Here is a 23,673-nt window from a genome sequence, read left to right as displayed (position 1 = left end):
GGGGTGGCGTTTGTGCAAGACGGCCCCCGGACCGTGTACGGTCCCGGTCGTCATCCCAGCTGCGAGCCCCCTCGGGCGTGCCGCTGGGTGTCGATTGAGTAACAGACCTTGATGTGAGGCAAAATCTCCGCCTCAGGTCGGGCACAAGTCCGGCCTCTCGCGCGTTACGTGCGCTGAGACACCGCTAAATCCCAGAGGGGGAGAGCGAAAAAATGGCAACGGACTACGACACCCCACGCAAGACCGACGATGACGTCGACAACGACAGCATCGAAGAGCTGAAGTCCCGGCGCAACGAGAAGACCTCGGCCAGCGTCGATTCCGAGGACTACGACGGAGCCGAGAGCCTTGAGCTGCCCGGCGCGGACCTTTCCAGTGAGGAACTGTCCGTCCGGGTGCTGCCCAAGCAGGCTGACGAGTTCACCTGCATGAGCTGCTTCCTGGTCCACCACCGCAGCCAGCTGGCCCGCGAGAAGAACGGTCAGCCCATCTGCCGAGACTGCGACTAGGCCTCGGCCATGACCGGTTCGGCACCCTTTCGGAAGCTGCGCTTCCGTAAGTCGGGCGATCCGGCGGAGAAGCAGGCTGCCGCCACGGGCCCGGAGACGGGCCCCGGCGCCTCCGGCGAACCCGCCCCAGAGACGACGGCCGTCGTGCCCTTCGACACCGCTCCCGCGGTGCCGCAGGCCACAGCGGGCGTCGAGGTGAGGGACGGATCCGGCTCGCGCCGGATGCGGGCCGTCAGGAACGGTGTGCGCAAGGGCGGCGAAAGAGCGAAGGCCGCCGCCCTGTACATCGCCGACCGGATCATCGAGAACGCCCCGCGCGTTCCCGTACGGGACCTCGCGACGCTGCGCGCGCAGTTCCCGGGTCTGGGCCCCGACCAACTGGCCGACAAGCTCATCAACGGCGCCGCGCACGCGGCCTCGGCCGTCGGCGCGGGAATCGGCGCGGCGGCGATGCTGCCGGTTCCGCCCGCGATGCCGGCGGAGCTGGCCGCGGAGATCACCAGCGTCGCGGCGATCGAGCTGAAGCTCGTCGCCGAACTCCACGAGGTGTACGGGCAGCGACCGCCCGGCGCCCTGAAGGACCGCAGCTTCGCCTACCTCACGGCATGGACGGAGGAGCGCGGGATCGACCTGACCAAACCGACGACGCTCAACGCGGCGCTCGGCGGTCAGATGAAGCGCGAACTGCGCCAGCAGGTCACCAAGCGGATGTTCCGCAGCCTGCCCAACCTGATGCCCTTCATGGTGGGCGCCGCCGTCGGAGCGGTCATGAACAACAGGGACACCAGAAAAGTCGCCGAGAAGGTCCGTGGAGACCTGCGGAGCCGCGCCGTGCCCTGGGAGACCCTCGCGGCCCTACCGCCCCTGGAACAGCCCTCCCAGCCCCTTCCCGAGGCCATCAGGGCCGCCCTCGAAGGTCCGGACCACGGCTGACGCGACCGACGCAGCCGATCAGAGCTGCGCGGGAGACTCCTTCGCCGCCCGGATCGCCGCCGCCAGGGCCTGCGGCTCCCGCGTGGACAGGTAGACGTACGGGGTCGGGTCCTCCGGGTCGGTGACCTCGACCCGCACCGCCGTCGGGACGTAGCTGCGCATCAGCATGAAGGCGCGCATGTCGGCCTTGTACGTACGCCAGGCCCGCGCCTCCTCCGCCTCCAGCACCTCGGGCTCGCCCAGGGCCGTCACCGGGATCCGGGCATCGCCCGCCGCGAGGGAACCGTTGACCACGCGCACGCGCGCGGAACCGTACGAACTCACCAGCATCCCCGTCAGCGCCGCGCCCCCGACCAGCCCCGCCAGCGCGGGCAGCGTTCCCAGCGGCAGGAGCATCAGCGCGCAGGCCAGCCCGGCCAGGGCGGCGATGCCCCACCAGGAGCGGGGGGCGGACAGGCGTTCGTCGTGGTGCGCGGGGGAGAGCTGCATGCGGGCAAGCCTCCCACGCGGCGACCGGCGGGTAGCCGCGCGGGTAAGGTCTGCGGCTGTGAGTGGACGAAACACAGCGTTGACACCCCCGGCCGATGCCGTCGCCCCGGTCCGGCATCCCGACGCCCCGGCCCCCGGGGAGCTCCTCGGCGCGCACTACGAACACTGTTTCGGCTGCGGCGAGGGCCAGCCCCACGGGCTCCACCTGGAGGCCCGCGCCGGCGAGGGCGTGCGCGTCAGCGCCGAGTTCACCGTCAAGCCCGCTCATCAGGGTGCCCCCGGACTCGCCCACGGCGGGGTGCTGGCCACCGCGCTCGACGAGACGCTGGGCTCCCTGAACTGGCTGCTGCGCGTCATCGCGGTCACCGGCCGGCTGGAGACCGACTTCGTGCGGCCCGTGCCCGTGGACACCGTGCTGTACCTGGAGGCCGAGGTCACCGCCGTCGCCGGGCGGAAGATCTACTCCAAGGCCGTCGGCAGGATAGGCGGCCCGCAGGGCCCGGTGGCCGTACGCGCCGAGGCCCTGTTCGTCGAGGTGAAGGTCGACCACTTCATCGACAACGGTCGACCCGAGGAGATCCGGGCGGCGATGTCCGACCCGGACCAGGTCAGGCGCGCACGCGCCTTCGAGGTGAACCCCTGATGTCCCAGAACAACCACACGCGCCACGACGTCGACGTGCTGATCCGCCGCGTCGACCCCGAGGTGCCCCTGCCCGCGTACGGGCACCCCGGCGACGCCGGCTGCGATCTGGTGACCACCGTCGCCGCCGAGTTGCAGCCCGGCGAGCGGGCGGTACTGCCCACCGGAGTCTCCATCGCCCTGCCCGACGGCTACGCCGCCTTCGTGCATCCCCGCTCGGGCCTGGCCGCCCGCTGCGGCCTCGCGCTCGTGAATGCCCCGGGGACGGTGGATGCCGGGTACCGTGGGGAAATCAAGGTGATCGTGGTCAATCTCGACCCGCGCGAGAGCGTCAGGTTCGAGCGTTTCGACCGCATTGCCCAGCTGGTTGTCCAGCGGGTCGAGAAGGTGCGCTTCCACGAGGTGGAGGAGCTTCCCGGTTCGGCTCGGGCCGACGGGGGGTTCGGCTCCACCGGCGGTCATGCGGCCGTGGCCGGATCCGGCGCTGGTCAGCAGGGTGGGAATGGCTACGCTTCGGTCGTAACCGACCGGGAAGGACAGTGACGTGTTCGGACGTCGCAAGAAGAACGACTCCGTCAAGGACGGCGGCGCGACCGAGCAGGTCGACGGCGCGCGCGCCGATGAGGAGGTCGACGCCGACGGGCTCGACTCCGCCAAGCCGCGCAGGCTGAACCTGCCTCCGGCCCCGCGGCCCGACGGCCCGTGGGACCTCTCCGAGGTGCCCGGAAACCCGGCCGACGGTCGCGTCGACCTGGGCGGCATCCTCGTACCCGGTGTCGAGGGCATGGAGCTGCGCGTCGAGGTCGCCGGTGACGCGATCGTGGCCGCCACCGTGGTCCTCGGCGACAGTGCCGTACAACTGCAGGCCTTCGCCGCCCCCAAGAAGGAGGGCATCTGGGGCGAGGTCCGCGACGAGATCGCCTCCGGCATCACCCAGCAGGGCGGCATCATCGACGAGGTCGAGGGTCCGTTGGGCTGGGAGCTGCGCGCGCAGGTCCCCGTACCGCTGCCCGACGGCCAGAAGGGCGCCCAGCTGGTGCGCTTCGTCGGCGTCGACGGGCCGCGCTGGTTCCTGCGCGGCGTGATCTCCGGCCAGGGCGCGGTGCGCCCGGAGTCGGCCGGCGTGCTGGAGCAGATCTTCCGCGAGACCGTCGTCCTGCGCGGCGACGGCCCGATGGCCCCGCGCGACCCGATCGTCCTCAAGCTGCCGAACGACGCGCAGATGGTTCCGGACGGCGTGCAGACCGTCGAGGACCAGGAGGGCTCGCGCTTCTCCGGTGGCATGGGCCAGCTGGAACGCGGCCCGGAGATCACCGAGGTCCGCTGACCCGCGGGCCCCACGGGCCCCCGCGCACGGAAGTTTCCGGCCGGTGGGTCCCGCTCCCGTGGAGCGGGACCCACCGGCCTTCGTGCGTCAGGGATGCGTCAGGGATGGCCGGACGGCCGCCCATCGGCGCGTGAAGGGCGCGGACGTCCCCGAGAATGGGCGCATGGGACGCGGCAGGCTAAGGATCCATCTCGGCGCGGCGCCCGGTGTGGGCAAGACGTACGCCATGCTCTCGGAGGCCCACCGCAAGGTGGAACGGGGCGGCGACTGCGTCGTCGGCTTCGTCGAGCACCACGGCCGGCCGCGCACCGAGGTCATGCTGCACGGCCTCGAACAGGTGCCGCGCGCGGAGCTGACGTACCGCGGCGCCGCCTTCACCGAGATGGACGTGGACGCGGTGCTCGCGCGCCGCCCCGCCGTCGCTTTGGTGGACGAACTCGCGCACACCAACGTGCCGGGCTCGCGCAACGCCAAGCGCTGGCAGGACGTGGAGGAGCTGCTCCGCGCCGGCATCGACGTGATCTCCACCGTGAACATCCAGCACCTGGAGTCCCTCGGCGACGTCGTCGAGTCCATCACCGGGGTGCGGCAGCGGGAGACCGTGCCGGACGAGGTGGTCCGGCGGGCCGACCAGGTGGAGCTGGTCGACATGTCCCCGCAGGCCCTGCGCCGGCGGATGGCCCACGGGAACATATACAAGTCCGACAAGGTCGACGCGGCCCTGTCCAACTACTTCCGCCCCGGCAACCTCACCGCGCTGCGCGAACTCGCCCTGCTGTGGGTGGCCGACCGGGCCGACGAGTACCTCCAGCAGTACCGGGGCGAGCACGACATCCGCTCGACCTGGCAGGCCCGCGAGCGGATCGTCGTGGGGCTGACCGGCGGACCGGAGGGGCGCACCCTGATCCGGCGGGCCTCACGGATGGCGGCCAAGGGCTCCGGCAGCGAGATCCTCGCCGTCTACATCGCCCGCAGCGACGGACTGACCTCGGCCTCGCCGAAGGAGCTGGCCCTCCAGAGGACCCTGGTCGAAGACCTGGGCGGAACGTTTCACCATGTGATCGGCGACAACGTCCCCGAAGCCCTGTTGGAGTTCGCCCGGGGGATCAACGCCACCCAGATCGTGCTCGGCTCCAGCCGCCGCAAGACCTGGCAGTACGTGCTCGGGCCCGGAGTGGGCGCCACCGTGGCCCGCGACTCGGGGCCCGACCTCGACGTGCACATCGTCACCCACGAGGAGGTGGCCAAGGGGCGCGGACTGCCCGTGGTCCGCTCCGCCGCCCGGCTCGGACGGCCCCGGATCGTGGCCGGCTGGGTGGTCGGGGTGATCCTCCCCGTGGCGCTGTGCGTGCTGCTGACGCACGTCGACGCCGACCCCGGGCTCGCCAACGACATGCTGCTCTTCCTCGCCCTGACGGTGGCCTCCGCGCTCCTGGGCGGGCTCTGGCCGGCCCTGGCCTCGGCGGCCTTCGGATCCCTGCTGCTGAACTACTTCTTCGCGCCGCCGCTGCACCGCTTCACGGTCTCCGACCCCAAGAACATCGTGGCCATCGCCGTCTTCTTCGGGGTGGCCGTCTCGGTGGCCTCGGTGGTGGACCTGGCCGCCCGGCGCACCCACCAGGCCGCCCGGCTGCGCGCCGAGTCCGAGATCCTGTCCTTCCTCGCCGGGAGCGTGCTGCGCGGGGAGACCGCCCTGGACGCGCTGCTGGAGCGGGTGCGGGAGACCTTCGCCATGGAGTCGGTGGCCCTGCTGGAGCGCGCCGGGGACGTGGAGCCCTGGACCCGGGCCGGCAGCCTCGGGCCGAACCCGGCCGCCCGGCCCGAGGACGCCGACGTCGACATGCCGATCGGCGACCACATGGCCCTGGCCCTGTCCGGGCGGGTGCTGCCGGCGGAGGACCGCCGGGTGCTCGGCGCCTTCGCCGCCCAGGCCGCCGTGGTGCTGGACCGCCAACGCCTCGTCGGGGAGGCCGGGGCGGCGCGCCGGCTCGCGGAGGGCAACCGCATCCGCACCGCCCTGCTGGCCGCCGTCAGCCACGACCTGCGCACCCCGCTCGCCACCGTCAAGGCCTCCGTCAGCTCCCTGCGCTCCGACGACGTGGAGTGGTCCGAGGAGGACAGGGCCGAGCTGCTCGCCGGGATCGAGGAGGGCGCCGACCGGCTCGACCACCTGATCGGGAACCTCCTGGACATGTCCCGGCTCCAGACGGGCACCGTGACCCCGCTGATCCGGGAGATCGACCTCGACGAGGTGGTGCCGATGGCGCTGGGGGGCGTACCCGAGGACAGCGTGCTGCTCGACGTGCCGGAGACCCTGCCGATGGTCGCGGTGGACCCCGGGCTCCTGGAGCGGACCGTGGCCAACGTGGTGGAGAACGCCGTCAAGTACAGCCCGCCGGGGGAGCCCGTGCTGGTCGCGGCCAGCTTCCTCGGGGACCGGGTCGAGGTGCGGGTCGTGGACCGGGGGCCCGGGGTGCCCGACGAGGCCAAGGACCGCATCTTCGCCCCGTTCCAGCGGCACGGGGACGCCCCGCGCGGGGCCGGGGTGGGTCTCGGGCTCGCCGTGGCCCGGGGCTTCGCCGAGGCCATGTCGGGCACCCTCGCCGCCGAGGACACCCCCGGCGGCGGGCTGACCATGGTGCTCACCCTGCGCGCGGTGCCCCGGGAGGGCCCGCCCGCGGTGGTCGCGGCGGACGCGGAGGGTGCGGGGGGAACCGGGTGGGAGTCCGGCCGCGTTGAGGCCGTGGGACGCGGACCCGAAGGACGCGAGCAGGTAGGACCCGAGCACGTAGGACCCGTGGGGCCGGTGCGAGCCGTACGGCCGCCCGTGAAGCACGCCGATTCCGAACGACAGAAGGCAGGACCCCAATGACCCGGGTGCTCGTGGTGGACGACGAACCGCAGATCGTCCGAGCCCTCGTGATCAACCTCAAGGCGCGCAAGTACGAGGTGGACGCCGCCTTCGACGGCGCCGGAGCCCTGGAGCTCGCGGCGGCCCGGCACCCCGACGTGGTCGTGCTGGACCTGGGCCTGCCCGACATGGACGGGGTCGAGGTGATCAAGGGGCTGCGCGGCTGGACCCGGGTGCCGATCCTGGTCCTCTCCGCCCGGCACAGCTCCGACGAGAAGGTCGAGGCCCTCGACGCCGGCGCCGACGACTACGTCACGAAGCCCTTCGGCATGGACGAGCTGCTGGCCCGCCTGCGCGCGGCCGTCCGCCGGGCCGAACCCGCCGCCGGCGCCGGGGAGGACGAGGTGGTCGTCGAGACCGAGGGGTTCACGGTCGACCTCGCCGCCAAGAAGGCGGTGCGCGAGGGCCGCGACGTACGCCTCACGCCCACCGAGTGGCACCTCCTGGAGGTGCTGGTGCGCAACGGCGGGAAGCTCGTGAGCCAGAAGCAGCTCCTCCAGGAGGTCTGGGGGCCCTCGTACGGGACCGAGACCAACTACCTGCGCGTCTACATGGCGCAGCTGCGCCGGAAGCTGGAGGCGGACCCCTCGCACCCCCGGCACTTCATCACGGAGCCGGGCATGGGATACCGCTTCGAGAGGTAGTCGGGGCGCCGGTACGCTTCCTGTATGAGTGCTGAACCGCGTCCCGAGAAGCCCGCGAAGCCGGCCAGGCCGGCGGGCCGGTTCCGCCGGATGATAGAGCGGCTGTCCACCTCCCAGGAGGAGCTGCATTCGGCGGAGCTGCAGGAGGACGCAGAAGCCGCGGGGTGCCTGCGGATCTGCGACTGTCACGACCGCCAGATAGTCAAGGTGACCGGAACCCTGCGTACCGTCACCCTGCGGCCGCGCGCGGGGGTTCCCGCGTTGGAGGCCGAGCTGTTCGACGGCTCGGCCCCGCTGGACGTGGTGTGGCTCGGGCGTCGCTCGATCGTGGGAATCGAGCCCGGCCGGCGCATGATCGCCTCGGGGCGGATCTCGATGAGCCACGGGCGTCGTGTGCTCTTCAACCCGAAGTACGAACTTCGACCGCTCGGACAGGAGCAGTAACCGGTGACGTCATTCGACAAACCGACCACCCCGGCCACTCCGGAGCCCGGCTCCGACGGCACGAGCCAGGCCGATCAGGCCGCCGTGACGCAGGCGGCGCTCTTCGAGGCCTTCGGCGGCATCCGGGGCACCGTGGAGACCATGCTCCCCGGCCTGCTCTTCGTGATGATCTACACGATCAACAAGGACGTGAAGATGTCCGCGATCGCGGCGGGCGCCGTCGCGGTCCTGCTGGTGATCGTGCGCCTGGCCCGCAGGGACACCGTCAAGCACGCCTTCAGCGGGGTCTTCGGCGTGGCCGTCGGCGTGGCCTTCGCCCTCTTCACGGGCAGCGCGAAGGGCTTCTACCTGCCCGGCATGATCTACGGCGTCGGCCTGGGCGTGGCCTTCACGCTCTCGGCGCTGGTGGGCTTCCCGCTGCTGGGGGTGATCCTGGGGCCGGTGTTCAAGGAGAACCTGTCCTGGCGCACCCGCAACCCCGGCCGCAAGAAGGCGTACACGAAGGCCAGCCTGGCGTGGGGCCTGATCTTCCTCGCCAAGTACGCGATCCTCTTCCCGCTGTACTGGTGGGGCGACGCGACGCAACTCGGCTGGGTGCTCATCGCCCTCAAGCTGCCGCCGATGGTGCTGGCCGTCTACTTCACCTGGATGTTCCTGGCGAAGGCGCCGCCGCCGATCGACGTGATCGCCGAGTACGAGGCCGAGGAGGTCGCGGAGAAGGCCCGCAAGGCCGCCGCGGCACGGGAGCGCGGGATCTGACCCGTCGGACCCGTCGGACCCGTCCGACCCGCGACGTCCCGCCGAACGGGTGAAGGGGCGGAGCAGCTGATCGGCTGCTCCGCCCCTTCGTCGTCGTGTGCGCCCGGTCGTCGTGTGCGCCCCGTCGTCGCGCTTGCCCGGGTTGCCCGGGTTACGGGAGGCGGGCCTGGAGGAGGTCTTCCAACTGCTCCTCGCGGGCCTGCGCGGCCACGAAGAGGAGTTCGTCGCCCGGCTCCAGGGTCTCCTCGCCGTGCGGGGTGAGCACCCGGTTGCCGCGGATGATCGTGACGAGCGAGGTGTCCTCGGGCCAGGCGATGTCGCCGATCTGGGTGCCCGCGACCGAGGAGTCGGGCGGCAGGGTCAGCTCGACGAGGTTGGCGTCGCCGTGGCTGAAGCGCAGCAGGCGCACCAGGTCACCGACGCTGACGGCCTCCTCGACGAGGGCCGACATCAGGCGCGGCGTGGACACGGCCACGTCGACGCCCCAGGACTCGTTGAAGAGCCATTCGTTCTTCGGGTTGTTCACGCGCGCCACGACCCGGGGGACCCCGTACTCGGTCTTGGCGAGCAGCGAGACGACCAGGTTGACCTTGTCGTCACCGGTGGCGGCGATGACCACGTTGCAGCGCTGCAACGCGGCCTCGTCGAGCGAGGTGATCTCGCAGGCGTCGGCCAGCAGCCACTCGGCCTGCGGCACGCGCTCCACCGAGATGGCGGTCGGCGCCTTGTCCACGAGGAGCACCTCGTGGCCGTTCTCCAGCAGCTCCGCGGCGATGGAGCGGCCCACGGCGCCGGCTCCGGCGATGGCGACTCTCATGCGTGTGACTCCTCAGGACCCTCGGCGAAGGACGCCTCAACCTTTTCGATCTCGTCCGTGCGCATCATCACGTGGACGAGGTCGCCCTCCTGGAGGACGGTCTGCGAAGTCGGCAGCATCGCCTCGCCCAGTCGGGTGAGGAACGCGACGCGGACGCCGGTCTCCTCCTGGAGCGTGCTGATCTTGTGCCCGATCCAGGCCGCGGAGGTGTGCACCTCGGCGAGCTGGACGCCGCCGCTGGGGTCGCGCCACAGGGGCTCGGCGCCCGAGGGGAGGAGCCTGCGGAGCATCTGGTCGGCGGTCCACCGTACGGTCGCGACGGTGGGGATGCCGAGGCGCTGGTAGACCTCGGCGCGCTTGGGGTCGTAGATGCGGGCGGCGACGTTCTCGACGCCGAACATCTCCCTCGCCACGCGCGCGGCGATGATGTTGGAATTGTCACCACTGCTGACCGCGGCGAAGGCGCCCGCCTCCTCGATCCCGGCCTCACGCAGCGTGTCCTGGTCGAATCCGACCCCGGTGACGCGGCGGCCGCCGAAGGAAGCCCCGAGCCGGCGGAATGCGGTGGGGTCCTGGTCGACGACCGCGACGGTGTGACCCTGCTGTTCCAGGGTCTGCGCGAGGGCGGAGCCCACTCTTCCGCAGCCCATAATGACGATGTGCACGGCCGTCCTTCCGGCTGACAGCGGCTCGCTGGTTACCAGCCTCATTGCATGCTCTGGCTAAACAGGGTCTCAGACGATGGCCCAAGCTACACACGGCCGGTCACCGGTGTGACCGTTTGGTGCCCGGGCGGTGCCGCACAGTGGGCTCTTCGACTGCTCTTCGACCGCTCTTGGGCAGCTCATTGCCCCGGATATGGGACGGGGGGTTCGCCGGCCGGATTTCGAACGCTTACGATCCTCTGCGTGTCCAAACTGACCGACGTGCCCAAACGGATCCTGATCGGCCGGGCGCTACGCAGCGACCGCCTCGGGGAAACGCTCCTCCCCAAGCGGATCGCCCTTCCCGTGTTCGCATCCGACCCGCTCTCCTCGGTGGCATATGCCCCCGGCGAAGTCCTGCTGGTCCTGTCGATCGCCGGTGTCTCGGCGTACCACTTCAGCCCCTGGATCGCGCTCGCGGTCGTCGTGCTGATGTTCACGGTGGTCGCCTCCTACCGGCAGAACGTCCACGCGTACCCCAGCGGTGGCGGCGACTACGAGGTGGCCAACACCAACCTCGGGCCCAAGGCCGGCCTCACCGTCGCCAGCGCCCTGCTCGTCGACTACGTCCTCACCGTCGCCGTCTCGATCTCCTCCGGAGTCGAGAACCTGGGTTCGGCGGTCGATTTCGTCATCGAGCACAAGGTGCTCTCGGCGATGATCATGATTTTGCTCCTCACGCTGATGAATCTGCGCGGTGTGAAGGAATCCGGGAACCTCTTCGCGATTCCGACGTACGTGTTCGTCGGCGCGGTGTTCGTGATGATCGCGTGGGGCGCTTGGCGCGGCCTCGTGATGGGCGAAACGATGGAGGCTCCGACCTCCCACCTGGAGATCAAGCCCGAACATCAGGGGCTCGCCGGATTCGCGCTGGTCTTCCTGCTCCTGCGCGCCTTCTCCTCCGGATGCGCCGCCCTGACGGGCGTGGAGGCGATCAGCAACGGCGTTCCGGCCTTCCGCAAGCCCAAGAGCAAGAACGCCGCCAGCACCCTCGCCCTGATGGGCGCCCTGGCCGTCACCATGTTCTGCGGGATCATCGGCCTCGCCATGGCCACCAACGTCAGGATGGCCGAGAAGCCCGCCACCGACCTCATCGACAACGGCGTCCCGGTCGGCCCCGAATACGTCCAGCACCCGGTGATCTCCCAGGTGGCCGAGGCCGTCTTCGGCAACGGCAGCTTCCTGTTCATCGTGCTCGCCGCCGCCACCGCGCTCGTGCTCTTCCTGGCCGCCAACACCGCGTACAACGGCTTCCCGCTGCTGGGCTCGATCCTCGCCCAGGACCGCTACCTGCCGCGCCAGCTCCACACGCGCGGCGACCGGCTCGCGTTCTCCAACGGCATCGTGCTCCTCGCGGGCGCGGCCATGCTGCTGGTGTGGATCTACGACGCGGACTCCACGAAGCTGATCCAGCTCTACATCGTCGGCGTCTTCGTCTCCTTCACGCTGAGCCAGATCGGCATGGTCCGGCACTGGAACCGCCACCTGAGGTCGGAGCACGACCAGGCCGCCCGCCGCCGCATGCACCGTTCGCGGGCCATCAACACCTTCGGCGCCTTCTTCACGGGCATGGTGTTGGTCGTCGTCCTCGCCACCAAGTTCACCCACGGCGCCTGGGTCGCCCTGCTCGGCATGGTGATCTTCTACGGGACGATGTCGGCGATCCGCAAGCACTACGACCGCGTCGCCACCGAGATCGCCGCCGCCGAAGGCCCCAGCGACGACAGCGTGCGCCCCTCCCGCGTCCACTCGATCGTCCTGGTCTCCAAGGTCCACAAGCCCACCCTGCGGGCCCTGGCCTTCGCCAAGCTGACCCGCTCGGACACGCTGGAGGCGCTGAGCATCAGCGTCGACCCGGCCGAGACCAAGGCGCTCAAGGCGGACTGGGAGCGCCGCGGGATCAACGTCCCGCTCAAGATCCTCGACTCGCCCTACCGCGAGATCACCCGCCCGGTGGTGGAGTACGTCAAGGGCCTGCGCAGCGAGAACCCGCGCGACGCCGTCAGCGTCTACATCCCCGAGTACGTGGTCGGCCGCTGGTACGAGCACCTGCTGCACAACCAGAGCGCCCTGCGGCTCAAGGGTCGCCTGCTGTTCACGCCCGGCGTGATGGTCACCTCGGTGCCCTACCAGCTGGAGTCCTCGGAGCTGGCCAAGCGGCGGGCCAAGAAGCGCGCCGAGTGGAACGCCCCGGGCGCCGTGCGCCGCGGCCCCGTCGACACCCCGCGCCCGCGTCCGAAGGACACGGCGGGCAAGTAGCATCCGCCGCCCGCCCCCGCGGGTGGTGAACGGCCGGACGAGATCCACGTAAACTGGTGGGTCGGTCGTCCGGCCGTTTCCTTTTTGCCTTCCCTTGATCTCCTGGAGCCTCCCCACCATGACCGAGCAGAACGAGAAGCAGTCACTGGTCGGGGAGGAGTACGAGGTGGAGGTCGGCCCCGTCGCGCACGGAGGCCACTGCATCGCCCGCACCGCCGACGGCCGCGTCCTGTTCGTCCGCCACACCCTGCCCGGCGAGAAGGTCATCGCCCGCGTGACGGAGGGCGAGTCGGACTCCCGCTTCCTGCGCGCCGACGCCATCACCGTCCTGGACCCCTCCAAGGACCGCGTCGAGGCCCCCTGCCCGTACGCCGGCCCCGGCAAGTGCGGCGGCTGCGACTGGCAGCACGCCAAGCCCGGCGCCCAGCGCCGGCTCAAGGGCGAGGTCGTCGCCGAGCAGCTCAAGCGGCTCGCCGGACTCACCCCCGAGGAAGCCGGCTGGGACGGCACCGTCATGCCGGCCGAGGGCGACAAGCTCCCGGCCGGGCAGGTCCCGCAGTGGCGCACCCGCGTCCAGTTCGCGATCGACGAGGACGGCAACGCGGGGCTGCGCAAGCACCGCTCGCACGACATCGAGCTGGTCGACCACTGCATGATCGCGGCTCCCGGCGTCAGCGAGCTGGGCATCGAGAAGCAGGACTGGCCCCAGATGGCCTCCGTCGAGGCCATCGCCGCCTCGGGCTCCGGCGACCGTCAGGTCGTCCTGACCCCGCGCCCCGGCGGCCGCCTGCCACTGGTCGAGCTGGACAAGCCGGTCTCGGTCCTGCGCGTGGAGGAGAAGGACGGCGGGGTCCACCGGGTCCACGGCCGCCCCTTCGTCCGCGAGCGCGCCGACGGCCGTACGTACCGCGTCGGCATGGGCGGCTTCTGGCAGGTCCACCCGCAGGCCGCCGACACCCTGATCAAGGCCGTCATGCAGGGGCTGATGCCGCGCAAGGGCAACATGGCCCTCGACCTCTACTGCGGCGTCGGCATCTTCGCCGGCGCCCTCGCGGAGCGCCTCGGCGACACGGGCGCGGTGCTCGGCATCGAGTCCACGAAGCGCGCGGTGGAGGACGCCCGGCACAACCTGGCCGACTTCCCCCGGGTCCGGATCGAGCAGGGCAAGGTCGAGCAGATCCTCCCGAAGACCGGCATCACCGAGTGCGACCTGGTCGTCCTGGACCCCCCGCGCGCCGGAGCCGGCAAGCAGACGGTCCGCCAGATCGCCGCCCTCACCCCGCGCCGCATCGCCTACGTCGCCTGCGACCCGGCGGCCCTGGCCCGCGACCTGGGCTACTTCAAGGAAAACGGCTACAAGGTCCGCACGCTCCGCGTCTTCGACCTCTTCCCGATGACGCACCACGTGGAGTGCGTGGCGATCCTGGAGCCGGTGGCGAAGGGCGCCTGACCTGCGGTTTCTCGACACTCGTCAGCTGTTTGACCTGTTTCCGTTCACGCAACGCGTGAAGGTCTGTTGGAGCTTGCGAGGGCTGCTTGACCTGCGGTTTCAGTACGGAAAACCGCGGTCGTCGGTAGCGATGTCTGGACACGCCTCAAGCTGCTGACGCTCAAATGACGCACGTTCTGAACCCCCATCACATCGGCCCGGCCACCTCCAAGGACGTGGCCGGGCCGATGTGATGGGGGTGGGGTTGGTAGGTGAGTAGCCCTTTGCTGTCCGAACACCTAAGTAGGTGAGCGGTCCTCGTAGCGGTATCTCTGAGTCACTGCCCGACCTGTGCAAGCCGTTCGAGACTGGGCAGTGGACGACATCGTGGTCCATGGCACTCGTGCTCCGAAGCGAGGCGCCGCCGAATCGTTTCTGACCCTGATCTCTGTGTCCGTGCCCTACGGCTCTTCGGGGGCTGCGCCTACCGGGGCGAAGTCCTGTCTCTGCCTGAGGCGGCAAGCAGGGCACGACGTCCTGAGACGCCACCTCGACGGTGTGGCGCTTCGCGGCTGACGAATGCCAAACGGTGGCACTGACGACGCCAGACACCGCCGCCAGTATCAAGGCCTGCCGTCGTCTCACGTGAGGGATCCGGTATGGAAACGGACCGGACCTTGCAGTGTCGTGCGCGCTCCGTCGAAGTCGGCCAGCCTTGCGGCAACGGTGGCCACCGCAAGACGCTGGGGGAGCGCTGCTGAGAACTTCAGGCCGTGCACCGCCCGGTGGTCGATATCAGGTAGCACCAGGGCGCTTCCGTTGTCAGCATCCAGACGAGCCATTCGCCACATGTCGGCTGTCAGGTCTTCTCGTAGCCGCACGTAGCAGTCCGTCGGCCGTTGAACTGGGTCACTGATCGACGGAAGCGTGGCAGCGAGTGTCGCGTTCGCTCGGTAGCCGGCCCATGTCCACCACCGCACATCCGTTCCGCTCCGGGTGATCAGGGAGCCGTCAGCGTGGGTGATTTGAGGAGCTTCGTCCTCGCGCCACTCAATCAGGCATGCCCCGGCCCGACGGGTGAGAGAAACCAGGGGGTCTGCTCCGAGAAGTACGTCGCGCATCGAGCGGGTCAAGGCGTACGAGAGGCCGGCGAGCGACCCGCCCGTCCACTTGGCGACGCCGCCACCATCGGCAGGCTCGACGAAGGCCCGCTTGCGTCCCCAGTCAATGAACGTCACCTGCCAGCTGCGTCCGCCGAGAAGCAATCGGCGCGGGCCCGGCCGCTCCTCCGTCAACACGGAAGGGTCGGTCTGCCCGATCTCGGTACGACCGGATAGCACCGTGAACTGCGGGGGAGCGGTGAAGGAAGCGGTCAGCTCGATGAAGTGGCGGCGGCCGAATCGCCGCTCCGCCTCGGGACCGATGAAGAGCATGCTGCCGTCCTCGTCGAGGAACCCTTCGTCCACCAGGTGTCGCAGGATGGGAGCCGCCGATCCGTCGAACGGGGCCAGCCCGTTCCACATTCCTTCCCATGTCCGGTTACCGATGCGGTGCTGTTGGAGCGTGGCGGCGAGCAGCTGTTGTGCTACGAGGTGGCGCGGCTGTGGCGGAGGGATCACCGGCTCGACCCAGCCGCGACCCCAGAGCAGCAGGAGAGCGGCGGCCTGTAGCAGGGTGTCCTTGGTGGTGGCGAGGAACAGGCAGTTGCGCGTGGTCCCCGAGCGCCGGCCGGTACGGCCGATGCGCTGAAGGAAGGATGCCACGGTACGGGGCGAGTCGATCTGGATGACGCGGTCCAAGTCGCCCACGTCGATGCCCAGCTCCAATGTGGAGGTGGAGACGATGACGCAGTCGCGTGCCTCCGCGAAGGCCTGTTCCGACCGGGCTCTTTCTTCGGCCGAGAGCGAGGCGTGCGAGAGGAACACCGTCACTTCGCGTGCTCGTAGAGCGGCTCCCAGCTCCTCCACCTGTCGTCTGGACTCGCAGAACACCAGCCGCTTCTCACCCCTGTGCAGAGCTGCGATCAACTTGGACGCGTTGTCGAGGGAGCCCACGTAGTCCAGCTCCACCTCGCCCGGCGGCCGGAGGTTGCCGTTTGCGGCGGCCACGGTCGGGTCGGCAGCGGGCGAGAGCGCGGGCCTCGGCCTCGAGGTCGCGTACGAGGAAGGCGCGGCTGGTCGAGCCGGTGCCCAGACGGCGCCGAACCTGCCAGCGACCGCCGAATACGTCGCCTGCGACGGCTTCGAGCGGGTCCTTCTCGGGGGCTTCCGGGGCCGGAGGAGAGGCGGGGGCCGTGAGGGAGTCCTCAACGAGTTCCAGCATCTCCAGGAACTCGTCGACGGTGGAGAGCCGCTGGCCGGGCCGGTAGGCGGTGGCCGCCTGCACCAAGTCGTCGATGTCCTCGGAGAGGCCGTCCACGAGGGAGCTGGGGCGCAGGCCCTCGCCCGCTTCGAGGCGAGTCAGGAGTTCCGCCTGGCTGGCGGCCGGGGCCTTGCCCGTGACGAGGAGGTAGGTGAGGACGCCGAGGCCGTAGACGTCCAGGTAGACCGGGTCGGCGTTGAGGGCGGTCAGCTCCGGGGCGAGGTAGGGGTCGGAGCCCTCCGGCAGGTGCATCGCCGACAGCGCGGTCGGGGCGAAGCGGGTCATGCCTTGTCCGGAGCTGCCCGTGCCGCTGCGCTGCGTGGCGATCTGCCAGTCGGAGATCTGCAGGTGCGGGGAGAGCCAGGCGGCGTCCTCGCCGATGCTCTGCCCGTCGCGACCGCGGTTGCGCGGCAGGACGTGCACGGAGCGGGCGGCGAGTGCCCGGTGGTGGAGGCGGCTGGAGTGCGCGGAGCGCATCGTCTCGGCCAGCTGGCGGACCAGGGCCATGCGGCCGAGGATGTCGAGCTTCTCTCCGTACTGGAGGAGGTACTCGTCCAGGCGCAGGGTCTGCGGGTGGTAGTCGAAGATCAGGGCAGGGCCCCAGGAATGCCCGGACGGGTCGTACTGCTTGAGCTGGACGACGCCGGGATGACGGAAGCGGCGCAAGACTGCCGCCTCGCGGCGGGCGGCACTCTCCACGGACTGCCGGATGGTGCTGTCCGAGCCGCGCTCGCGCAGGTAGATGCGGACGCGGGCGACCTCGGGGAGCTCAGTGTGCTCGGCCAGGTAGTCCGCCCAGGTCTCGCCGGAGTCGAAGGCCTTTCGCTTCAGCTCGTACGGTCCGACCTTGTACTTGGCGTCGCTGGGGCGGACGCCGACCCGCTCCAGGGCCGTCTTGATCTCGCGGGAGTCGATGGCGGTGATCCGCCGGCGTTCGTCGCGCGGGGGCTCGTTCAGCATCGCCACCAGCTCGGTGACGGTGTACACGCCGTTCTCGTCGTGGGCGGGGAGCCGTACGCGCAGGTCATCGGCGGTGAAGCAGACGGCCTCGGCGACCCAGACACGCTTGCCGTTCTGGCCGAGCAGCCCCGCCAGCTCCTTGGCCTTCTTGTTGACCAGGTGGAGAGGGTTGCCGTGCGGGACGCGGCGACCGTTGGGCGTGGTCTGGACCCAGGTGCCGTTCTCGCTGGTCAGAGCGCCGTGCCAGTTCTTCAGCTCGATCATGCAGACGCCGCCGGGGGTGATGACGAGGAGATCGATCTCGCGTACGTGCCCGGTGTTCGCGGTGAAGGTGAAGTTCGACCAGGCCCGCCACGGGTCGGAGTCCGGAAGTTTCTCGCGGATGGACTCCAAGCCCCGGTGCTCGTGCTCGTACTCGGACTCGGTGACCGTGGTCCACCGGCCTTCCCGCATGTGCGGCCCCCGCTTCGTCACTTCGTTGCTACGCGCTGAGAGCTGACCGGCTCGGCCATCCGGCGGTAGAGAAAGCTCTCCGGAGATCCTAACGGTGGGCGGTGACATCCGGGGCAGCTGCGACGAACCGGGCAGAGAGCTGCCGGGGGGCGTGGCCCCGTGTGATCCGGCCATGATGGCTGTGGTTTCGGCCGACGGCCGTGGCGGTGTACCTGGGCGTTGGGCCGTTCCTTAAGATCACCGGAACTGAATGCGGCCCGACAGGCTTCCGACCAGGACATGCCCCCACCCGCACGAGTCACTCGTGCCCTGGGGGAACCACCTCGTGTCCATGCTCCTGCTCAAGCTCTCGGCCCAGGATCTGCTCACCCTGCATGAACGCCAGCACATGGTGCCGCACCTAGCCGCACGCTGGAGGCACTTCCGCCATGCAAAGGTCTCGGTCTCGGAGCGCTCCGCATGGGCGGAAAGTCTGATCAGTCTGGCGAACGACCTGGTTGACGCGGACCGCGGGAACGTCGAGATGGTCGTCGAGTGCGCAGCCACGACCGCGAAGATCGATCGGCCGCCGCTCATCGATGTTGTGCTGGTCGGGCGTCATCCGCAGGAGAACCGCCCTTCCGTGCAGCTGGTCGAACTGAAACGCTGGTCGACCGTCACCAGAATCGAACAGGCCACCGCAGACTTTGTGGACGTACCGGGGATGGGTAAGAAAAAGCACCCGACGCTGCAGCTGCATGAGCACTTCCTGGACTTCACGGGCAAAACCGGTCCTTTTCAGGGGATGGAAATCGAGTGCGGTGGTTTCGCCTATTTGCACAATGCCACTCAGGACTCGGTGCGTCCGCTCATTGAAGTGGATGCACCGACGGGTGCCTATGCTCGGGTTTACACGGGCGATCAGCGTGAGGAACTGTTCCACAGTCTCAGGAGGAGTTTCGATGCTCAGGGCGGAGCTGCCGAGGCCGAGGCCATGCTCCGTAGCATGGGGCTGCGCAACACCCCGTTGCTCGATGCCATGATCCGATCCCGCGGTGCCGACACGGTTTTCACCCTGCGGGGGCGACAGAAGGAGGCTGCGGACCAGATCCTGGAAAAGGCTGAGAAGGCCATTCCAGGCGACAAGCGTGTCGTCTTCCTCGTGACCGGTGGGCCTGGAACGGGGAAGAGCGCCATCGGTCTGCAGGTCAAGAAGGAACTCGAGGCGCAGGGCCGGACGGTCAAATACGCCAGCGGAAGCCAGGCTTTCAACGGAGCCCTGAGAGAACACGTGGGATACGGGGACGGGAAGTTCAAGAAGACGTTCACCAGCTTCAAGAGCTTCGTCACGACGCCGGACCCGCCCCTGGACGTACTCATCTGCGACGAAGCCCACCGTCTTTGCGAGCGTTCCAAGAACAAGAGGGATGCAAGGAAGTCGGGCACCCGCCCACAGGTGGACGAACTCCTCGACGCGTCACGTCTGTCGGTCTTCTTCCTGGACGAGCGCCAGTCCGTACGTCCCGACGAGGTGGGAACCGCCGATCTGATCAGGGACGCGGCGCACCGCTACGGAGCCCAGCTCGCCACGTACGACCTGCGGGAGCAGTTCCGGTGCGGTGGCAGTGATGCCTACATCCGCTGGGTACACGCCCTGCTCGGGTTGTCGGAGGACGCGCCGGAGCGTTGGAGGCCCGACGGCCTCATGCACGTGGAGGTCGCGGACACCCCCCAGGAGCTCGAGCAGATCATCCGGACCGAGGTCGAGGCAGGTGCTTCCGCACGCATGGTCGCGGGGTACTGCTGGCCCTGGAACAACCCCCAGGGCAAGGAGAAGAGGCTGGAAGCCGATGTGCGCATCGGGGACTGGCACCGCCCGTGGAACGCGAAGGGCGAGACCTTTTGCGCGGACGGAGCACCCCCGTCGAGGATCTGGGCGGTGAACGACGGCGGCCTCGGCCAGATCGGCTGTATCTACACGGCGCAGGGCCTGGAATGGGACTGGTGCGGTGTGATTATGGGCGAGGACATGGTGCGCCGAGGTGGTAAATGGGAGTTCCGTCGGGGAAAGAAGCGCAAGGAGGCGCCCGAGTCCAAGATCTGGCGCGTGGCTCAGCCTGGATCGTTCGATCCCGACGTCAAGGCATCCGGCGTTGGTCCCGATGAATTCGCGCTACTCGTACGCCAGGCTTACCACGTGCTCATGACCCGCGGCAGCCGCGCGACGGTGCTGTACTCGACGGACGAGGAGACCCGCGCCCATTTGAAGGAACAAGTGGGTCCCGTGGAGATCCATGGACTCCGTCCCACCATGCAGAATCGGCAGGCGTCGGATCGCCGCGCGCGTGAAAACCGGCCGAACAGGCGGGGAGGCGAAGCCGGCAAATCGAAGGGGCAGAGTCCTGATGTCCTGTTCTGACAGGGACGACCGACGATGTGGTGGCGGGCTCGCCGGGCCCGCCACACACCTGCGTCAGAAGAGCAGGTTCGCCACCGCGGTCAGGGCCGCCACCAGAAGACTGGAGACGACTCCGGACACGGTGTCGATCAGGATCTCGCGGATCCGGTCACGACGCGCAGGCTTGTACTCGGTGTTGGACATGCCAGCCCCCAGGTGGGTGAGCTCCGAATGGCAGGGGGCGCCCTACCGGGTAGCCACGCTCGCGTCGTGCGTTACCGCACGACGGGCACAACCATTCGTCACTCACGGCCTGTCAGGCCTCATGCATGAACCACAGCCTCGTACCCTCCGGGAAGGTGCGCAGCGAGATCATGGTATCCGTTGACCGGTCCGGCGGTCAGGGAATTAGCGAGCGGAGCTTCTGACGGGTTTCGGGGTCCGTCGAGTAGACGACCGTTCCGATCATGCCTCGGGTGAGGAGCACCTTGTACGTGTTGCGGATGAGTCGGTCGACGTCCTCGTCCGGCGTGGCCCTCGTGAAGGAGGGGTCCTTCGAGGCGGCGCGATCGACCACCCATCGGTCGGTCCGCCAGACCAGGTCCGGGCCCATGATCACGCCCGACCAGTCGTACTCGAAGCCCTGAGCCGTGTACACGCAGCCGACCTGGCCGACGCCGGCCGGATCGGTGGCCCAGAGTGGAGCCGGCGGTGCTCCCAGAATGGATCGGTCCCCGTACAGGTTCCACGGCTTCGACCAGTCGCCGATGACCACATCAGCAGGGAGCGTCGTCATCGCCGAAGTGATCTTCGTGGTCCACCTCCAGCAGTAGCCGGCGGAAAGCCGGGCGCCGTACCCTTGCGCGCGCTTGCCGTCCAGGAAGGCCTCCAACTCCTGAGGGCTGTCCAGCGTCAGCAGTTGTACCTTGCCATCCGGCTCCCACTCGATCGGCCCCTCGCCCTCCAGGCCGAGGAGACCGGTCACCCACCGCAGGTAGGCATCGCTGCCTCCGCACCGGAACTGGCTGTCCAGCTCCACCAGTGTGAAGTCCACCTTCTGCTCGGCCGCGGCCTGCCTGATCTGCTCGACGGTGCCCATCTCGCCGGGACGCACCACCTGGTGCTGATCGAGGAGGAACACCGGGACACGGGCCGCGTCGATCAGCTCCGATACCTGTGGGCGCCCGGAGCGCAGCGAGGCCTTGGTGTAGCGATTGGCAGAGGTCTTGCGGAGCCGGTGCGCCTCGTCGCAGACGAGCACCTCGATATCGTTGGGCTCGGCCTCCATGAAGCTGTTGAAGTAGCGGAACAGGCGCTGGACCTCGGGCTTGCGGGCGCCCGCGACCTTGCGCATGGTTTTCGTGAACGACTGCGATCCGGTGGCATGGAGAGCAGGCACACCGCGCCGGTACAGGTCGCCGAGCACGGAGAGGGCGATCACGCTCTTGCCGGATCCGGGCCCGCCGGTCACGACGACGACCTGCTTGTTGTTGCGGCGTTGCGCTTTGCGGACGGCCGCCATCACAGTCTCGTAGGCGAGCCGCTGCTCGTCGAGCAGTACGAACTGTTCCCGGTCGCGGACCTCGTCCGCAGCCACGGCCATCAGCTGCTTGGACGGCCGGACCCTGGCTTGCAGGAGGTCGTCGGCGGCGGCAGCACCGGGTTTCGCGGCCAGCCTCAAGCGCAGGTAGTCGAGGAACGCACCGCGCTGATCGGCGGTGAACATGCGGCCGCGGTGGTCCTCTTCGACCTCGCGCAACCCGGCGACCCTGACCTCGGCTGCATTGTGCAGGAACACCACTCCGGAGACGGAGCCGGGGTTCTGCTCGAGAGCCCCGTTGAAGGAAACCAGGTAGTCGCAGTAGCCCCGTACCTGCTCGATGGGGTTCAGCACGGGCTCGCCGTAGGAGGGCACGCTGCACCGCAGCGGGTCGTCGTCCACGGGCTGGGCCTCGGTCCACTGCTTGAGCTCCACGACGACGTACGACGGCTCGCCGGATACCGGATGCACCCCGGCCAGTACCACGTCCGCGCGCTTGCTCGTCAGTGGCAGCCCGTACTCCAGCAGCATCTCGACCTCACCGAGACCCGCTTCGATCAGAGCGTGTGTGAGCGCGGGAATGCTCCGCTCCCAGGAGTGGACCTCGGCAGCGTGCGGCCTGTAGCCGTGCCGGTGAAGGAAGTTCTCACTGAGAAGCTCCGCCAGCCGTCCCTCAAGGGCAGTGCGGTTGGCCAAGGACGCGGCGGATTCACGGAACAGCAAGAAATCGCCCCCAGGCAGCACGGAGTAACTCGTGCGGGTGGGGGCATGTCCTTCTGTTCCACGGAGGTGGAACGGAAGCCCGGCGGGCCGCTGAGATGGTCAACGTCATCTTATGGCAGTGCGTGGATCATGCAGCCGGACGAGGAACCACGGTCCGGGCCATGGGACCCCTGGGGCGGCGGTGCTGTTCGTGGCGCTGCGTGAAGGGTGAGCACACAGGATCGGGCGCTTCTCCGGCGGCTTGGCCGATGGCCGAAAGGGCGCTCTTTCCTGGCGTGCCATGACTGCCCACCCTGATGCCAGAGGCGTAGGGGCGTGAGAAGCGTCGAAGGGGGAACCGCCATGGCCGGACCGCTGTACGTTCCCGTTCTGCCGACCCGGCCGCATGCGGTCAGTGCCTACGCTCGGCTCCGGCCGGACGTTCAGAACGCGTTGACGCCCGTCTGGAATCTGCCGCCACACCCCGGGCTTTCACCGACCGAGCTGGCTGCGAAGGTACGCCAGGACCTGGCCACGGTGTCCCGGGCCCAGCGGTACCGCCCCGCCTGGCTGGACGCCCCTTTCGCGGGTGAGGAGGAAGTACCTGTACTCGCCGAGCTGATGTCGGAAGCGAGCGCGTTCGGGCTGCTGCGCCCGGTGACCGGGCCTGGAAGGCCCGAGGAGCAGCAGGCCATGGCACTCGCGACGGCCCGGACGGCCGGTGACGGGCTGGGTGTACGCGTCCGGGTTCCGGGGGAATGGGACGGCCGTACCAGCGACGATGTACGCCATCTGCTCGAACGGGCTGATCCGGTGGTCCGGGTGGATCTCCTCCTGGACCTGGGCGCCGTACGGGCCGACAGACCCGACGCCGGCAAGGAAGCACTGCGTGCGCTGGACTGCCTCATCCCGCTGGCGCCCTGGCGAACCGCCGCTGTGCTCAGCGGCGGCTTCCCCAACGTCACTGCCGACATGCTGGAGCACGGATTGTGTGAAGTTCCGCGAACGGATCGGAACACGTGGCACGAGATAGCCGCCGGCGGCCGCGCGTATCGTGAGCTGCTCAGCTACGGCGACTACGGAGTGCAGCCCGCCGAAGCCATCAGCCGGCCCCCTCGCTCGGCCGGGGGTGGACCGCCCTGGGGCTTTCTGCGCTACACGCTCGACGAAGCCTTCGTCCTCGGGAGGCTGCTCGCGTCGGGCGATGGCCGGGCCGTACACAACCGTGCAACTGCCCACGAGTTCTTGGCGTATCCGGGCTTCCGCGGGCCGACTGCCAGCAGTGGCGAAACCTGGCTGCGTGACTGCGCGCTCGGTCTCGGCGCACAGGGAACGGGCAACTTCGGCACGTGGCTGTGCGTGGGCAACGTGCAGCACATGACCTACGCAGCGCGGTACGTGTGACCTGCAGGG

18 protein-coding genes and 2 pseudogenes are annotated in these 23,673 nt (G+C 69.3%); 13 read left to right on the top strand and 7 right to left on the bottom strand.

Features of this window, described 5'->3' with window-relative positions; all coding sequences use genetic code 11:
• Positions 1 to 212 precede the first annotated feature (212 nt).
• On the top strand, positions 213 to 509 hold the full coding sequence (locus ACIOD1_RS16700; RefSeq protein WP_365616438.1) for a DUF4193 domain-containing protein: 297 nt from the start codon (positions 213 to 215) through the stop codon (positions 507 to 509).
• Positions 510 to 518: 9 nt separating this feature from the next.
• Positions 519 to 1,442 carry a hypothetical protein gene (locus ACIOD1_RS16695; protein ID WP_401902908.1) on the top strand — a complete coding sequence of 308 codons (924 nt, stop codon included), beginning with the start codon at positions 519 to 521 and terminating at the stop codon, positions 1,440 to 1,442.
• An 18-nt stretch (positions 1,443 to 1,460) separates the two neighbouring features.
• Here ACIOD1_RS16695 and ACIOD1_RS16690 read toward each other — a convergent pair whose 3' ends face one another.
• On the bottom strand, positions 1,461 to 1,931 hold the full coding sequence (locus ACIOD1_RS16690; protein WP_365616441.1) for a DUF3093 domain-containing protein: 471 nt from the start codon (positions 1,929 to 1,931) through the stop codon (positions 1,461 to 1,463).
• 58 nt (positions 1,932 to 1,989) lie between these two features.
• On the opposite strand from ACIOD1_RS16690, the gene ACIOD1_RS16685 reads away from it, so the two are divergent.
• The 7 genes from ACIOD1_RS16685 to ACIOD1_RS16655 all read left to right on the top strand — a co-directional run bounded on the left by ACIOD1_RS16685 (position 1,990) and on the right by ACIOD1_RS16655 (position 8,658).
• Positions 1,990 to 2,574, top strand: coding sequence for a PaaI family thioesterase (locus ACIOD1_RS16685; protein WP_401902905.1), 585 nt, complete (start codon positions 1,990 to 1,992; stop codon positions 2,572 to 2,574).
• Positions 2,574 to 3,116 carry a dUTP diphosphatase gene (dut, locus tag ACIOD1_RS16680; RefSeq protein WP_365616444.1) on the top strand — a complete coding sequence of 181 codons (543 nt, stop codon included), beginning with the start codon at positions 2,574 to 2,576 and terminating at the stop codon, positions 3,114 to 3,116. Before ACIOD1_RS16685 ends, dut begins: the two co-directional genes overlap by 1 nt.
• Position 3,117: 1 nt before the next feature.
• A complete protein-coding gene (locus ACIOD1_RS16675) occupies positions 3,118 to 3,900 on the top strand; it encodes a DUF3710 domain-containing protein (protein WP_365616446.1) in 783 nt (260 codons plus the stop codon).
• A 163-nt stretch (positions 3,901 to 4,063) separates the two neighbouring features.
• Entirely contained in the window at positions 4,064 to 6,772 is a 2,709-nt protein-coding gene (locus ACIOD1_RS16670) for a sensor histidine kinase KdpD (protein WP_365616448.1), read from the top strand.
• Positions 6,769 to 7,455, top strand: coding sequence for a response regulator (locus tag ACIOD1_RS16665; protein WP_365616450.1), 687 nt, complete (start codon positions 6,769 to 6,771; stop codon positions 7,453 to 7,455). The genes ACIOD1_RS16670 and ACIOD1_RS16665 overlap by 4 nt, the downstream gene beginning before the upstream one ends.
• A gap of 24 nt (positions 7,456 to 7,479) precedes the next feature.
• Positions 7,480 to 7,899 carry an OB-fold nucleic acid binding domain-containing protein gene (locus tag ACIOD1_RS16660; protein WP_365616452.1) on the top strand — a complete coding sequence of 140 codons (420 nt, stop codon included), beginning with the start codon at positions 7,480 to 7,482 and terminating at the stop codon, positions 7,897 to 7,899.
• Between the two features lie 3 nt (positions 7,900 to 7,902).
• Complete coding sequence (locus tag ACIOD1_RS16655) at positions 7,903 to 8,658, top strand: DUF3159 domain-containing protein (RefSeq protein ID WP_365616454.1); 756 nt, start codon at positions 7,903 to 7,905, stop codon at positions 8,656 to 8,658.
• Between the two features lie 151 nt (positions 8,659 to 8,809).
• Here the strand turns inward: ACIOD1_RS16655 and ACIOD1_RS16650 are convergent, their stop codons facing one another.
• Positions 8,810 to 9,475 carry a TrkA family potassium uptake protein gene (locus ACIOD1_RS16650; protein WP_365616456.1) on the bottom strand — a complete coding sequence of 222 codons (666 nt, stop codon included), beginning with the start codon at positions 9,473 to 9,475 and terminating at the stop codon, positions 8,810 to 8,812.
• Complete coding sequence (locus tag ACIOD1_RS16645) at positions 9,472 to 10,140, bottom strand: TrkA family potassium uptake protein (RefSeq protein ID WP_365616458.1); 669 nt, start codon at positions 10,138 to 10,140, stop codon at positions 9,472 to 9,474. The genes ACIOD1_RS16650 and ACIOD1_RS16645 overlap by 4 nt, the downstream gene beginning before the upstream one ends.
• A gap of 243 nt (positions 10,141 to 10,383) precedes the next feature.
• Here ACIOD1_RS16645 and ACIOD1_RS16640 point away from each other — a divergent pair, with 243 nt between their 5' ends.
• Positions 10,384 to 12,438 (top strand): APC family permease, encoded by a 2,055-nt coding sequence (locus tag ACIOD1_RS16640; protein WP_365616460.1) that lies wholly within the window; start codon positions 10,384 to 10,386, stop codon positions 12,436 to 12,438.
• A 118-nt stretch (positions 12,439 to 12,556) separates the two neighbouring features.
• Positions 12,557 to 13,888 carry a class I SAM-dependent RNA methyltransferase gene (locus ACIOD1_RS16635; protein WP_401902903.1) on the top strand — a complete coding sequence of 444 codons (1,332 nt, stop codon included), beginning with the start codon at positions 12,557 to 12,559 and terminating at the stop codon, positions 13,886 to 13,888.
• Positions 13,889 to 14,508: 620 nt separating this feature from the next.
• Here the strand turns inward: ACIOD1_RS16635 and ACIOD1_RS16630 are convergent.
• Positions 14,509 to 15,951, bottom strand: a pseudogene (locus ACIOD1_RS16630) (helicase-related protein); the annotation flags it as partial.
• Between the two features lie 28 nt (positions 15,952 to 15,979).
• A pseudogene (locus ACIOD1_RS16625) lies at positions 15,980 to 17,641 on the bottom strand (NERD domain-containing protein); the annotation flags it as partial.
• 331 nt (positions 17,642 to 17,972) lie between these two features.
• Here ACIOD1_RS16625 and ACIOD1_RS16620 point away from each other — a divergent pair.
• Positions 17,973 to 20,039 carry a DUF2075 domain-containing protein gene (locus ACIOD1_RS16620; protein ID WP_401903084.1) on the top strand — a complete coding sequence of 689 codons (2,067 nt, stop codon included), beginning with the start codon at positions 17,973 to 17,975 and terminating at the stop codon, positions 20,037 to 20,039.
• Positions 20,040 to 20,093: 54 nt separating this feature from the next.
• On the opposite strand, the gene ACIOD1_RS16615 is transcribed toward ACIOD1_RS16620, so the two are convergent.
• Together ACIOD1_RS16615 and ACIOD1_RS16610 are read right to left on the bottom strand one after the other, a co-directional pair.
• Positions 20,094 to 20,222, bottom strand: coding sequence for a DUF6408 family protein (locus ACIOD1_RS16615; RefSeq protein WP_401902900.1), 129 nt, complete (start codon positions 20,220 to 20,222; stop codon positions 20,094 to 20,096).
• A 196-nt stretch (positions 20,223 to 20,418) separates the two neighbouring features.
• Complete coding sequence (locus ACIOD1_RS16610; protein ID WP_401902897.1) at positions 20,419 to 22,281, bottom strand: DNA/RNA helicase domain-containing protein; 1,863 nt, start codon at positions 22,279 to 22,281, stop codon at positions 20,419 to 20,421.
• 342 nt (positions 22,282 to 22,623) lie between these two features.
• On the opposite strand from ACIOD1_RS16610, the gene ACIOD1_RS16605 reads away from it, so the two are divergent.
• On the top strand, positions 22,624 to 23,664 hold the full coding sequence (locus ACIOD1_RS16605) for a beta family protein (protein WP_401902894.1): 1,041 nt from the start codon (positions 22,624 to 22,626) through the stop codon (positions 23,662 to 23,664).
• Positions 23,665 to 23,673: the final 9 nt, after the last annotated feature.

Origin of the sequence: Streptomyces sp. NPDC088097 (genome assembly GCF_044741845.1) — a bacterium.
Lineage (GTDB): Bacteria > Actinomycetota > Actinomycetes > Streptomycetales > Streptomycetaceae > Streptomyces.
The sequence above is the reverse complement of the archived record's forward strand: the minus strand, read 5'-3'. Positions and strand labels throughout refer to the sequence as shown.